The 13,454-nt window shown below is 39.1% G+C and carries 15 protein-coding genes, 1 tRNA gene, 1 pseudogene and 1 riboswitch; of the genes and pseudogenes, 6 read left to right on the top strand and 11 right to left on the bottom strand.

The features are described 5' to 3' along the window. Positions 1-75 precede the first annotated feature (75 nt). Positions 76-459: a RidA family protein gene (locus AAYR28_RS05740; protein WP_061109701.1), complete on the bottom strand. Its 384-nt coding sequence runs from the start codon at positions 457-459 to the stop codon at positions 76-78. Positions 460-564: 105 nt separating this feature from the next. Here AAYR28_RS05740 and AAYR28_RS05735 point away from each other — a divergent pair, with 105 nt between their 5' ends. Next, positions 565-903, top strand: a complete 339-nt coding sequence (locus AAYR28_RS05735) for a winged helix-turn-helix transcriptional regulator (protein ID WP_120207279.1) — start codon at positions 565-567, stop codon at positions 901-903. A 382-nt stretch (positions 904-1,285) separates the two neighbouring features. Here the strand turns inward: AAYR28_RS05735 and AAYR28_RS05730 are convergent, their stop codons facing one another. Beyond that, positions 1,286-2,392 (bottom strand): Rap family tetratricopeptide repeat protein, encoded by a 1,107-nt coding sequence (locus AAYR28_RS05730; protein WP_183002007.1) that lies wholly within the window; start codon positions 2,390-2,392, stop codon positions 1,286-1,288. A gap of 191 nt (positions 2,393-2,583) precedes the next feature. After that, positions 2,584-3,400 (bottom strand): annotated as a pseudogene (locus AAYR28_RS05725) (SMI1/KNR4 family protein). 249 nt (positions 3,401-3,649) lie between these two features. Here AAYR28_RS05725 and AAYR28_RS05720 point away from each other — a divergent pair. Continuing rightward, complete coding sequence (locus AAYR28_RS05720; RefSeq protein ID WP_081124272.1) at positions 3,650-4,501, top strand: hypothetical protein; 852 nt, start codon at positions 3,650-3,652, stop codon at positions 4,499-4,501. 378 nt (positions 4,502-4,879) lie between these two features. On the opposite strand, the gene AAYR28_RS05715 is transcribed toward AAYR28_RS05720, so the two are convergent. From AAYR28_RS05715 to AAYR28_RS05705, 3 genes are all read right to left on the bottom strand, one after another. Beyond that, positions 4,880-4,952, bottom strand: a tRNA-Val gene (locus AAYR28_RS05715). 128 nt (positions 4,953-5,080) lie between these two features. After that, on the bottom strand, positions 5,081-6,259 hold the full coding sequence (gene metC / locus AAYR28_RS05710) for a cystathionine beta-lyase (RefSeq protein WP_041117167.1): 1,179 nt from the start codon (positions 6,257-6,259) through the stop codon (positions 5,081-5,083). Then, positions 6,256-7,374 (bottom strand): methionine biosynthesis PLP-dependent protein, encoded by a 1,119-nt coding sequence (locus tag AAYR28_RS05705; protein WP_120207282.1) that lies wholly within the window; start codon positions 7,372-7,374, stop codon positions 6,256-6,258. The genes metC and AAYR28_RS05705 overlap by 4 nt, the downstream gene beginning before the upstream one ends. 78 nt (positions 7,375-7,452) lie before the next feature. Continuing rightward, positions 7,453-7,574, bottom strand: a riboswitch (SAM riboswitch). A 221-nt stretch (positions 7,575-7,795) separates the two neighbouring features. On the opposite strand from AAYR28_RS05705, the gene AAYR28_RS05700 reads away from it, so the two are divergent. The 3 genes from AAYR28_RS05700 to AAYR28_RS05690 are packed head-to-tail and all read left to right on the top strand — an operon-like array spanning position 7,796 to position 9,545. Then, complete coding sequence (locus tag AAYR28_RS05700) at positions 7,796-8,536, top strand: alpha/beta hydrolase (protein WP_098676826.1); 741 nt, start codon at positions 7,796-7,798, stop codon at positions 8,534-8,536. 52 nt (positions 8,537-8,588) lie between these two features. Next, positions 8,589-9,104: a YjcG family protein gene (locus AAYR28_RS05695; protein ID WP_024426454.1), complete on the top strand. Its 516-nt coding sequence runs from the start codon at positions 8,589-8,591 to the stop codon at positions 9,102-9,104. Between the two features lie 6 nt (positions 9,105-9,110). After that, positions 9,111-9,545: a GNAT family N-acetyltransferase gene (locus AAYR28_RS05690; protein ID WP_046310592.1), complete on the top strand. Its 435-nt coding sequence runs from the start codon at positions 9,111-9,113 to the stop codon at positions 9,543-9,545. A gap of 82 nt (positions 9,546-9,627) precedes the next feature. On the opposite strand, the gene AAYR28_RS05685 is transcribed toward AAYR28_RS05690, so the two are convergent. Further along, positions 9,628-9,885 carry a hypothetical protein gene (locus tag AAYR28_RS05685; protein WP_003210759.1) on the bottom strand — a complete coding sequence of 86 codons (258 nt, stop codon included), beginning with the start codon at positions 9,883-9,885 and terminating at the stop codon, positions 9,628-9,630. A 126-nt stretch (positions 9,886-10,011) separates the two neighbouring features. Between AAYR28_RS05685 and AAYR28_RS05680 the strand changes: the two genes are divergently transcribed. Then, positions 10,012-12,324, top strand: a complete 2,313-nt coding sequence (locus AAYR28_RS05680; RefSeq protein WP_335370742.1) for an ATP-dependent helicase — start codon at positions 10,012-10,014, stop codon at positions 12,322-12,324. A gap of 16 nt (positions 12,325-12,340) precedes the next feature. On the opposite strand, the gene AAYR28_RS05675 is transcribed toward AAYR28_RS05680, so the two are convergent. The 4 genes from AAYR28_RS05675 to AAYR28_RS05660 all read right to left on the bottom strand — a co-directional run bounded on the left by AAYR28_RS05675 (position 12,341) and on the right by AAYR28_RS05660 (position 13,393). Further along, positions 12,341-12,598: a stage VI sporulation protein F gene (locus tag AAYR28_RS05675; protein ID WP_034282022.1), complete on the bottom strand. Its 258-nt coding sequence runs from the start codon at positions 12,596-12,598 to the stop codon at positions 12,341-12,343. Between the two features lie 138 nt (positions 12,599-12,736). After that, the gene (locus AAYR28_RS05670; protein WP_034282023.1) at positions 12,737-12,871 is read right to left on the bottom strand and encodes a YjcZ family sporulation protein; all 135 of its coding nucleotides are present in this window, start codon (positions 12,869-12,871) and stop codon (positions 12,737-12,739) included. Between the two features lie 84 nt (positions 12,872-12,955). Then, entirely contained in the window at positions 12,956-13,177 is a 222-nt protein-coding gene (locus AAYR28_RS05665; RefSeq protein ID WP_034282024.1) for a hypothetical protein, read from the bottom strand. Between the two features lie 87 nt (positions 13,178-13,264). Then, complete coding sequence (locus tag AAYR28_RS05660; protein WP_255290946.1) at positions 13,265-13,393, bottom strand: hypothetical protein; 129 nt, start codon at positions 13,391-13,393, stop codon at positions 13,265-13,267. Positions 13,394-13,454 lie beyond the last annotated feature (61 nt).

Genomic DNA, 13,454 nt, shown 5'->3' with positions numbered 1-13,454 from the left:
ATCATAGATGGTTTAGCTCGAATCCTTATTCTATCCCTTGTATTGATATTGAGAATTGGTCAAATGATAACATATTTAATCAGTGTGTGCGATAGCCTTGACTTCAATCAATTGCTCTGGGAAAGCCAGATATGTCACACCAATGAGACTGCCAGCTGGTCTGTGTTGACCTAAGTATTCCTTGAATAGATCTATGACCGTTTCTGAGTGTTCTTGTGGATTTGTTAGAAAAATTTCAACATATGCAATGTTGGATTTCGTAGCTCCCAATTCCACCAATACCCGATCAAGGTTCTCAAATGTTTGCAGAGTCTGAGCTTCAATATTCTCCTTACCAACGAACATACCATTTTTATCGTATGAAAATTGACCTGAAATATAGATTGTTCCTTTAACGCTATATCCTTGGGTAATACCGTGATCCCATAGATTGTGATTGTAGGTTTTAATATTAGTCATCGTTTTCTCTCCTTTATTTCAAAGTAAAGTAAGTATAAAATGAATATAGAGAGAAAAAAAGTACGCACTATTTAGATAGTTACTACCAGAAAGGATAGTGTCAATATGAGTATGGCCGATTATAGAAAAACGGGTAATATCCAAGAGACACCTTTTGGATATACTTTATCAGTTATAGGAGGCAAATGGAAAATGCTAATTCTGTATCTCCTTTCGGAAAATCAACCCGTTCGCTTTAATGATATGAAAAGGAGACTTGGAACGATTACCTTTAAAACATTGAGTGCACAACTTAAAGATTTAGAGGCAGATGGGATGATTATACGAAAGGAATATCCACAAGTCCCCTCCAAAGTGGAATACAGTCTTACAAATAAGGCAGAAACACTTTTACCAATTTTAGAACAGTTATGTGATTGGGGAGAGAAAAATCGCAGTAATTAAATTCTTTTTGTATAGATAATTCAAGTATTGACTATGAAGGTTTTGATAAAGCAATGGAGCGTATAGGGAACTTCTAATCTTAATGAAAAAGATAGTAATGATTAGGCCCCATCCGTCCCCATAAAAACAGACCTTGCAGGGTCTGTTTTTATTTTGCCTATACGTTTTGAAGTTGTGTTTTGATCAATTGAAACAGCAATGAAAATAGCAGATAATATTCAAATAAAAAAAGCCCCCAAAAAGGGCTTTTTTATTAATAGACTTCATGCTTAACCAAAGTAGCCGTTTTCTGCGGTTTGAAAATCATTTGAGGAATTTATATGTACAGTGGTTGTGATCCCCATTAATACGGTAAGGCTTAATATCATAACTTTCAGGTGCTTCATTCAGCTTCCTCCTCCATCCATGTCAATTTTTTGGCCTGTGATTCCAAACCTTCATCAAAGTATTTTGATGCCAGTTTGTAATTATCCTGCTTTTTATAAAATCTTGCTGCCATAATTGACAATTCTGCGGCATCTGTCCAAAGTTTTTGATTTTTCAGTACATCAAGAGCTGCGTCGAGCTGAATTTCATCATCTGTTACATATATTGAATGTATGATATTTAACTTAGCAATATACGCATTGTCAGCTAATTCATTCGCTAACATGAGTGACTCGTTGTGTGCATCCAGCCCTTGAGCTTTTTTATCTAACTGGAAGAGTACACGCGCTAACATGTAATTTGTTCTCATATACAGTGGTTTGTGTGGCTTTTTTAATTCAACCGAAAAGACATTATGTAAACATTCTAAAGCTTGCTGAAGCTTTCCTTGACGCTCATAACATATCCCAAGATTGAAATACCCTAGCGCTTGTGGAAAATCAATTTTAGATTCTGCTGCTAAATTGATAGCATCCTTATAGGTGGATTCAGCTTGTACAAATTGGTTTAAATCCATCTTATTTGATGCGATTACCATTAGAGTAGTAGCAACCCGACTCTCTTGTAAATCTGCTGATTTAAAGCTTTCTAAAGCTTTTTTGGCGTGGTTAATGGAGAAATGATTTTGTGCGATTTCGTAGTATGCAATCGAAAGCTGATAATTAAATTCAGCACGTTCTAAATCGTCAGGAACGTTTCGAAGTCGGGTCTCTGCAATATGATAATAGTTGATAGCGTCTGAAAAGCGCTTTTTATAAAACTCATACATGCCATTGAAGAAGAAATAATAATACTGAATCATGTCATCCGTTTTCTGCTTCTCTTCAATGTCTATTTGCTTCAATATATCTTTTGATCCCTCAAACTCCTGCGCCAACATTTTGTATCTGGAATCAATCAAGTTAAAGTATAATAAGACATTTTGATCTTCTTCCATATTTTCAAAGGCTATTACGATCTCTTTTCTCTTATTTTCAGCCTTTAGAATGTCCTGTTTCTTTATATATCCGTACCAATCACCGATCATTTTAGCAACAAATGGGCTTGCTACTTTTTCTCCCAAACAAACCTCCCCCTATCCATTCCTTTATTTTCCCTATAATTACATATATTATCATCCGTTTGAATATTCCACACCGAAAAGAAACCGCAAAAAAGAGAGACGAATTCGCCTCTCTGGTATGCCTTTTATTATTTGATGATACTCCAAATAAATCTTCCACTAGTATGGCCTGTTTTTTGTGCCCAAGCTTACTAAAGGAAACTTGTTTTCATAGCAATATGTTCTCCGAGATTTACTATAAGTGGATCTTTATTTTTTTCTAAAAATTTAGCAATTTGATTTAGATTTCCATTAATTTCATCGTTGATTGGCATATTGGGATTCAATAAGAGAACGTTGTTAATCGCAGAAGCTACTTCATAAAGATCATCTTCATCTCTTGTTTTTTCAATGTGATATTGCATCTTTTAAAAAAAACATTCAATTTCGTTCAAATCAACCATCGGGTAGTATTGAATTTTATAAAGATTCTCTTCATCAAGGACGTCCAATTCAAATATGGCTTCAAGTTCTTCTTTACTTAAATGAACTTCAGAAAGTTCATATTCACCCTCTGCTGCTTCCTCATCGGCAGTGTACTCAGCTGTATAAAGCCCCTCAATGAATTCATCAAAGGAATTCGCTAATTTAAAGTCTTCTTCCATCTCAACGTAAAATAATGAATTGCAGGATTCTTTTTCATTTTTCTATAATCCATCGCTACCCAAGTATGGCCATCCCCGCTAATTAGAACAAGCCCTTCTGGCAGCTCCCACTCTTTTATTAAATAGGCACTATCCATAATCCCCTAATCTTCAGCAATTCCCAGTAGGTGATTAAATTGAATGTGATCCTCAGCCCATGAATTAGAGTGAGTGGTTGGAAAAGCATTATGAACTATATAACCACCATTCTGTTCTAGAATGAGTTTTTTATATGTATTCGGTAAAGTTGCTCCAGATTTCTTTTCTGCTTTAGCTATTTTTTCTCATTTATCTTCTCCAGCGTATAATAGCCTTCCTCATCTATTTCCTAAAATTTGTTTCAAGGTTTGTACCCCCTAGTATAATATGCACATAAGTACACCATTTTTAATGTTTTTTTTAACAGCTTTGGTTTTGATAGCGCAATGAAAAATCCGTTTAATTTTTGATTATATGAATAGCTAGGAAATATTTTTTAGAAATGATTAGAAAAATTTATTCAAACGAACAACATTAAATCTCAAAAAATGTTATAATATGAAAAGTTTTGAAAAAATATTTGGAGGTTAATTTCATGTTAGAACTGTTAAGCGTTATTTTAACTATTATTGCTTCTGTTTTAGGAATCATTGGATTTATAGTAGCCCGTGATAATAAAACGAACATATCTGTAAAAGGGGATCACAATAAAATCAACACAGGTAAAACAAAGATTATCAATAAAATTTTTCAGCCTACTATAGATCAGTCTCAAAAGATAGTATATAGGATGGAAAACTCTTCTCCGAATTATAGTTCTGAAATGGAAATTTTAAAGGTTATTGGTTGGTTAATTGTTTTGATTTTATTTGGCATAATTTATTTTAGTTATTTGAACTTCTTTAATTTAATTCTAATAGTGCTATTTATTATTAGATTTACCTTATATGTCCGAGCTTCGCTCGCGATCAAAACACTAAATAAACCATTTGATGAATTGAAATTCGCACTAGCTTTTATTAATATGTTTTTGTTACTTGGACTGATCTTCAGTTTATTACTTTTACCTATTCCTAAAGAACTCACTGAAATCGATAAGAATTTGAAGTTTAACATATCTATAATATTTCAAGGTGGAAACTCTATTTCATCTTGGTTAGATAGTGTATCTGCGCATATTAAGAACATCTGGGGAAAAGATGCTTTGTATTATTTAATTGGACGAAGCTCTGGAATAATTCTTCTTACAGTTTTCATAATAATGTCGACTGCTAGAATAGCACTACCGACATTAAAAGACGGTGAAAAAAAATTCACAATATTTTTAGAAAGATTATTCATACCGATATTCCTTACCTTGCTTATCTTTTGCTTCCTGTTTCCTTGGATTACTTTTGAGATCAAGGATCAATTGTATCCATACTGGATTAAATGGTTAAATGGTTAAAATCAGTATCGATAACATAATCATTAAAGAATAGAGAATAAAGTACGCTTATTAATATAGAATTTTATGCTCTGAATAAATTCCTTTGGTGATATGAATACAGGAAGGTATAATTAAAAGTGTATCTATTATTAAAAATGCCCCTATCCACTAAGGAAAGGGGCTACTTTTCGCATTATAACAAACGGTTAATAAAAAACATTTTTTCACCTTAAATTCAATACAAGGCAAGAAAATTACATACTTTTGATCCTAAAAATACTGAGAAACCATCTAATGGAAAAAGTTCGTCCCCAATTCGTCCCCAACCAAAAGAAACAGAACAAATATTCGTTGCCGGAAAAACCAAAAACCCTTGCTAGGCAAGGGTTTAAACGATGATTCCGACTGGGCTCGAACCAGCGACCTCTACCCTGTCAAGGTAGCGCTCTCCCAGCTGAGCTACGGAATCGGGTTATGTATCAGTTCTGGGCTTTCTATTACTGACAGTCTCTATTATATAACCATAACAATAAGGCGTCAATGGTTTTGTTCAAAAAAGCCAAAAAGCCGGTATCGGCACCGGCTTTTCACTGACTTTTATGACTGATTCACAAGAACTGGCTTTAGTTGATCAAGTGCTTGTTTGAAGTCGCGTTTGAGGTCTTCTCCGTTTTCAACTCCGACACTTAAACGAAGCAGCCCATCTGTAATCCCTCTTTTTTCTCTTTCTTCTTTTGGCATAGCCGCATGGGACATTTTGGCTGGGTATGACAGAATCGATTCGACGGCGCCGAGGCTGACGGCGAATACAGGTAATGTAACGGCATCCACCAATTCTTTGACAGCCGCTTGGTTTTCTAGTTCAAATGAGAGAACGGCTCCTGCTCCGCTTGCTTGCTTTCGCTGAATATCTGCACCCGGATGGTCATCTAAGCCTGGGTAGTATACTTTTTTCACCGCAGGATGTTCTTTGAGGAATGTAGCGAGTTCATATGCCGTTTGGCTTGCTTTTTCTAATCTGACCTGAAGGGTTTTTAATCCTCTTAGCACGAGCCAGCAATCCTGCACGCCAAGGACTGCACCGAAGGAGTTTTGCAGTGAATAGAGTTCCTCTCCCAGCTTCTTATCTTTCACAACGGCTAAGCCTGACAGCACATCACTGTGGCCGCTTAAAAATTTCGTTGCGCTGTGCAGAACAACGTCAACACCAAGGTCCAGCGGACGCTGAAGCGCAGGTGTTAAAAACGTATTATCTAAGAAAGTCAGACAGCCATGCTCTTTCGCAAGCTGGACGACACCTTCAATATCTGTAATCCCTAGTGTTGGATTTGACGGTGTTTCCATGTAAATGACCTTTGTATTTGATTGAATGCCTCTTTTGACTTCATTCAAATCCGTCATGTCCACGAAGGTATGCTCAATTCCAAATCTTGAAAGAACTTGGGTGATCATTCGGAAAGTACCGCCGTACACATCTCTTGTGACAAGGACATGATCTCCCTTTGATAATAGAAGAAAAGCGGTTGAAATGGCTGCCATGCCTGATGCAAAGGCAAGCCCTCTCGTTCCACCTTCCAGCGCTGCAATCGTATCCTCTAATGCTTGACGTGTCGGAGTCCCAGATCTGGAGTAGTCATATTGGCCAAATTCATCGAAGCTGCTTTGATGAAATGTGGATGCATGCTGAATCGGTACACTGACTGCACCTGTTGAACGGTCTGTTTTAAACGCATTATGAACGAGTTGTGTTTCGAGTGTCCAATCGTGTGTGGTCATTTGGCGTGTACCTCCTCTTTTACTTGTGATAGTGCCTGTTTTAGGTCTGATTTCAGATCATCTACATGCTCGATGCCAACAGAGAATCGGAGCAGCTTGTTACATACACCGTTTGCAATGCGAATCTCTTCTGGAATATCCATATGCGTTTGCGTTGCAGGATACGTAATGAAGCTTTCGACTCCGCCAAGGCTTTCAGCAAAACAAATCGTTTTCAGCTGCTTCAAAAATGGATTGACCCAGCCTTCTTTGGCTACTCGGAATGACAGCATGCCTCCCTTTCCTGGATAAAGCACATCTTGAATTTCTGGCTGCTCCTCTAAAAACTGTGCCAGCTCCTTCGCATTTTCCTCGTGCTGGCGCATTCTAAGAGCAAGTGTTTTCATTCCTCTCATTAAAAGCCATGAGTCAAATGGTGATAGAACCGCTCCAATCGCGTTTTGATGCTGGAACATGTCTTCAGACAACTGCTCTCCTTTTGTGACGACAAGCCCGGCAAGAACGTCATTATGTCCGCCTAAATATTTGGTTGCGCTATGAATGACAATGTCCGCTCCAAGCGTAATCGGCTTTTGCAAGACTGGTGTGTAAAAGGTGTTATCGACAATCACCAAAGCGCCATATTCTTTTGCAATCTTCGCTATTTTTTGAATATCTGCTTCCTGCATCAGTGGATTTGTCGGTGTTTCAATAAAGACCGCTTTTGTGTTTGGCGTGATTTTAGAGCGTAAACAGTCTTCATCTGAAAAATCATCATAAAGAAAACGTAAGCCGTACTTTTTCCATTCGTTTTCAAACAAACGGTATGTACCGCCATATAGGTCTGAAGAGACGATGAGTTCATCTCCGCTTTCAAATAGAGCCATGATCGTTTGGATCGCCGCCATTCCCGAACTGAAGGCAAAACCGGCCGTCCCTTCTTCGAGTGAAGCAATTGCATCCTCTACGAGCTGTCTTGTTGGGTTTTTCGTTCGAATGTAATCAAATCCTGTAGATTCCCCTATGCCTCTATGTCTGTATGCTGTCGAAAGATAAACGGGAGGACTGACAGTGCCAGTCACCTCTTCGCTACGGTTTCCAATCTGCGCTAATTTCGTTTCCACATGTTCTGTCATTTGACACCATCCTAAGTAAAAATCTGATTTCAAAACAGAAAACCCCTTCTTCATAAGAAGAAGGGGTTTAATCGCTTCCTCTTATCTTCCAAGCAAAAAAGCTGCTTGCTGGATTTAGCACCTTGGTACATCACATGAAGTGATGCATACCGGTTGCTGAGGTTTCAAAGGGCCAGTCCCTCCACCTCTCACGATAAGAATGTGTTGTCTGTCTGTTCTAATTCTTAATACTGTAACCCATTAAATCTCATTTTTCAAGGGGAAATGACATGATTAATTAAAATTTTCTGTATTTTATAACAGAATGGATGTTATACGATTTGATTGCATGTTAGCATATAGGAACAACGCTGTTTTTCATGTTACAATGAATGGAAACGTTTCACTTTATGATGAATTTGGTTAGCTGGAGGAATGGATTATGGTGAAGAAAACAGGAATCATTCAAGAAGAAACCTTACAGTCAAAAGAACTTGGGGCGGACATGACCATTTTGATCTATTTGCCAGTCAATTACTCCCCCCTTTATACATATCATGTCATCATTGCTCAGGATGGTCATGATTATTTCCGCCTAGGCAAAATAGGCAGACAGGCAGAAGAATTGATGCAAAACAAAGAAATGGAACGCACGATTATCATTGGTGTTCCTTATGAAAATGTCACAGAAAGACGAAACACGTATCATCCAGACGGTACAAAGTTTGAAGCGTATAAACGCTTTTTAGCAAATGAACTGGTCCCTTATATTGATAAACACTATCCAACCTATCAAATTGGATCAGGACGGACGTTTATTGGTGATTCACTGGGTGCGACGATTTCCCTCATGACAGCCATTGATTATCCTTCTTTATTTGGCGGGCTGATTTTGCAGTCCCCTTACGTTGACAAGTCGGTTCTAGAAGCCGTCAAACAGTCAACAGCCCTTTCTCATTATGCCATTATCCATCAAATTGGGCTTGAGGAAACCGCTGTGAAAACAACAGATGGCCAGGTGCTTGATTTTGTTCAGCCGAACGAAGATTTAAAGGCCCTTCTTGAACAATCTGGTGCGGATTATTTATTTGAGACATTCGAAGGGGATCATAAATGGACGTTTTGGCAGCCGCTCATTGCGCCTTCGTTAAAAAGAATGCTCCCATATTCGTTAATCAACTGAATTTTGTTATAATAAACAATAATAAATACTTTCTTATTCAGGAGGGAACATGATGAAATACGGAGTTGTTATATTTCCATCAAAAAAATTGCAAGATATTGCGAACTCTTACCGGAAGCGTTATGATCCGAACTATGCACTCATACCGCCTCATTTAACATTAAGAACACCTTTTGAATTAACGGATCTAGAAGCGGCTGAGGTCGTCTCAACGTTAAGAGATTATGCAAAAAATGCTTCTCCTATTACGTTACGTATTAAAAAATTCAGTTCATTCGCTCCTGTAAACAACGTCATTTATATGAAAGTAGAACCGAACGAGGACATCATGGCGCTCAATGAAAGATTGTACGCAGATCCACTTGCCGGCACACCTGAATATGCCTTTGTTCCGCATGTGACAGTCGCTCAAAAACTATCAGATGATGAGCATTCAGACGTACTTGGCACATTAAAGCTGAGAAAGATTGACCATGAAGAAACAGTGGATCGCTTCCACCTTTTATATCAATTAGAGAACGGATCTTGGACCGTCTATGAAACATTTATTTTAGGAGAAGAGGGTTAAAGACATTTGAAAACAGTCATCGCAACAGAACAAACACAACGAGAAGATGCATATTACGTTCGAAAAGAAGTATTCGTAAAAGAACAAGAAGTTCCAATAGAGATCGAAATAGATGAACTAGAAGACAAAGCCACCCATTTTGTCATTTACAATGATGACAAAAAGCCTCAGGCGGCCGCTAGACTGCGGATCATTGAGGGATCAAAGGCAAAGCTTGAACGAATTTGTGTGTTAAAAGAGGCGCGCTCCTTCGGCCTTGGCCACAAGCTATTAGAGGCGCTAGAAACAGAAGCGGTTGCTAATGGAGCAAAAGAAGCGGTTATGCATGCCCAAATCCAAGCTCTTCCTTTCTACGAAAAGAAAGGCTACAAAGCGGTTTCTGAACCGTTTGAAGAAGCAGGAATCAAACATGTCAAAATGACAAAAACACTGTCTGTTTGACCAAAAGAAAAGCCAGAGCATTCAAGATGCCCTGGCTTTTTCTTTTTCATTATCGTTCGCCAATGGAAGAAAGCGTAATCATTTATATATACGTATTGATATGAACGCCCTTGCCTTCCTCCATAAACATATCTCGTACAAAGCGTTCCCGCTTTTTTTGCTGTACTTTCGTTTCCGCTTCTGTCACTAAGTCCTCTTTTTTCTCCAGCTCTCTGTAAATCTTGTCATGAAAGGTGCGGGTAACCTTTGTTACTTTCGCGTAGTCTTCTTTATCCTGAGGAGCTGGACGATTGATATACTGAAAATACAGATCCGGCTGAATCGGGGCTATATATCCCATCAAGAACGCCTCCTTTGCTTCTCTCTTACTCTACTATTCCCTAATTATGACTGTTTGAAACACGCCTCATTTGATATGATTAGATGTGTTTCATTTTAAGATTGATTGACTATTGGAGGACTAGCTTTGAAATGCGCACGACGACATGATCGAACGATCTCATTACATACGTATTCGAGAGAACACTATCAATTCCTCCATGACGAGGGAAAAAAAGGACAATTATTCTGCCCATATTGCGGACAACCGGTCTTTTTTAGATTAAATATACATGATGAACCTGCCTTTATTCATAAGCACATGTCTCAGCAAGAGATTTGTGAAAAAGCTGAAGAACAAGCTGATCACAATAAAACGGCAGATCAAGAGGAAAGGGATTCTTATAAAGAACTTGGCGGCTTCCGTTTTCCAACCGGGAAACAGATCATCTCGCAAACGAACGAATCATATGACTGGCAGGAACCTAGGTCAATTCAATTTAGCGACGCCTTACATTTAGAAGAGAATGAACAAGTTCATACGATCGACCTCTTTCCGCATATCACCTTCAGCACACCACAGCTTCAAGCTGTCACACATCAAGATGGTCCGATGCTTGTGCTGGCTGGTGCCGGCAGCGGGAAAACAAGAGTCCTGACGGCTAGAGCGGCTTATCTCATGTCCCATCATCATATTCCTGCTCATCATATTTTACTCGTGACCTTCACGACCAAAGCGAGCAGTGAGATGAAAGAAAGGCTGCGCAAGCAATACCAGCTTCATCCTTCACAAGCCAGCCAAGTAGTGACAGGCACCTTCCACAGTCTTTTTTATAAAATGCTGCTTCACGATGACGCAAGCAAATGGAACGGCCAGCATCTGATCAAGTTTGACTGGCAAAAGGAGCAATACATTCGAAAAGCCATCATGAATGAAGGGCTTGATGAAAAAGACTACCCTACTGATCAAGTACTGCAATCGATCGGCTATTGGAAAAATGCCTTTTTACCAGGTGAACTTCCTGATTTGAAGGATGAAAAGGAAAAACATATGTGGACGATCTATCAATCATATGAACAGCAAAAACGAGACAATCAGCAATTTGACTTTGATGATATGGCGATTGCCTGCTTACATATGCTGACAGAACAGCCCGAACTGCTAAAACGGTATCAAGAACGATTCCAGTATATTTTAGTGGATGAATTTCAGGATATTAATCCAGTACAATATCAATTGATTCAGCTTTTAGCCGGAGAATCAGAGCAGTTATTTTGTGTAGGGGATGATGATCAAGCCATTTACGCCTTTAGAGGGAGCAATCCTGCTTTCATTCTTGAATTCAAACAAGACTATCCTTCTGCTCAGATCGTCCATTTACATGCGAATTACCGGTCTCACCATACGATTGTCGCAAGTGCTGATGCGATTATTAAGAAAAATCAGCATCGCTATGAGAAGACGTTAAAAGCCGTGCGCGAGGAGAAAATTCCTCCGACGCTTTTTTATCCATATGATGAAGAAGAGGAAGCGACGATGATTGTCGCAGATATTCAGGAGAAAATTAAAAACGGTGCAAAGCCGAATGACTTCTGCGTGCTGTTTCGAACGAACACAGGCGGCCGTGCGATTTATGAACGGCTGCATCAATCGGCCATTCCGTATGAAACGGATGCCGGCGTCAAAGCCTTCTATAGCAGACGAATGGTTCGGGTTCTCCTCGCCTTTCTATCTTTAAGTCAGGATGCAGATGATGTGGCCGCCATAAAACAGCTGCTGCCGGTTTTCTTTTTAAAGCAGCAAACCCTGAATACACTAAAGGCACTGACCATCACAGAAGATTGCTCAATGGTAGAAGCGCTCGGAAAACTGACAGATATACAGCCGTTTCAGCGGAAAAAGCTGCAATCAATTGTTCCTTTGTTCCGAACGTTACGGACGTTAAAGCCATCGGACGCAGTGACATTTATTGAACAAAAGATGGGACTCGGGGATTACTTAAAAAAACGGGTGAACGATACGAATGTACTTGAAAAAGGAGCGGATGATGTACGTGATGTGAAAACAGCCGCCAAACGCTTTGAAACGATTGAAGCCTTTCTCGCACATGCCGAACATATGAAGTCTGCCGAAAAGGAAAAAACAGATGAACCCGGTGTTCAGCTCATGACGATCCACCGCGCAAAGGGACTTGAGTTCCAGACAGTATACATCACTTGTGTGGTCGACGGGGCACTGCCCCATGATTTCTCACTGGATGAACTCAGAAACGGTGATGAAGAAGCGCTGGAAGAAGAGCGCCGTTTATTATACGTGGCCATGACAAGAGCTGAACAATCTCTTTATCTGTCTGTTCCATCATTTAGACGAGGAAAAACGGCTCATCGTTCTCGCTTTTTATATCCTCTTCTAAAGAAAAACCGTGAATTATTTACGCAAAAACAACAGGCCCCCCTTTAAACGGAGAGCCTGTTGTTTATTTTTTATTGTTCATCATTTTAGAGATTGTATTGAAATCAAGCTTTTCTTTTCCACTTGTAATCGATTGAACGATTTTGTCTTCCATTTCTTTAGGTACACGTTTGTTCGCAAGCTGCGCTACTTTTTTAATGACACCTCGAACGGTATTCTCATCTTTAAAGTTGGCATTTTGCAAAGAACCTGCAAGTTTAAACACATCATTCATATTCACACCGGTTTTGTTTTCTACGCTTTTAAAGAATTTATTATCCATTCATTTGCCTCCTCTTTGTGGAGTAATCACCTTACTATATGAAAATAGGCGAGATATGTGCCTATCCTAAAGCCTTGTTTGATCAAAGAGAAAGGAAAGCAAAAGGCTTCCCCCTTGCTTCCCTCACCTTCTTACTTTTTAGTAGTTAAAGAAAGAAGCACCAACGATAATTAGAAGGATGAAAAGCACAACGACAAGAACAAATGTTGATCCATATCCGCCGCCGTAGCCACCTCCGTAGCCGCCGCAAGAACCGCCACCGTAACAACTCATATATAAGCACCTCCTCTTCTCCCTTACAAAATATGAAAAATGAAAGAAATGGTTTGGACGATCACATAAAAAAGTGCGGAATTTTTATTTCTGCTGTTTAAATACGTAATCTGCCTCTCTATGACGCATCATGAATGCTTCTGTTTCTTTCGCAAAAGCCTCCATCTTCACGCCAAATTCTTTTAAGTGCTCCTCAAGATCATTCGCTTTATCCGTTAGATCCATTTCAGCCTTCTCGTGCGCTTGTTCTTTCCCATCATGGGGTTTAGTGAACAAGGAACCAATTAATTGTTCGAATGCATCCATTCTGGTCACCCCTTCCCTCTTACATATGCATCACTCAAAAAAAGGGCAACAAAAAAACCGGATAAATCCGGCTTTTGTTTTTCTCTTCTATTGAGGTTTCTTTTTGTTTCCACAGCCGCAGCCTGTTTTCTTGATTTTCTTCGTATATACAGATTGTTGATTTGACTGCGCTGGATAACCTTGAAGCGTATGTGACGGCGTTTCGTTTGGTTTCATCGCAACCCTTCCTTTCCTATTCCATGATAGTATATGCATTTGTTGAAAGCGTGTCTGATCA

Source organism: Bacillus safensis (assembly GCF_039619585.1).
Taxonomy (GTDB): Bacteria; Bacillota; Bacilli; order Bacillales; family Bacillaceae; genus Bacillus; species Bacillus safensis.
Note: the sequence above shows the minus strand (reverse complement) of the source record. Positions and strands in the feature narration are given on the sequence as shown.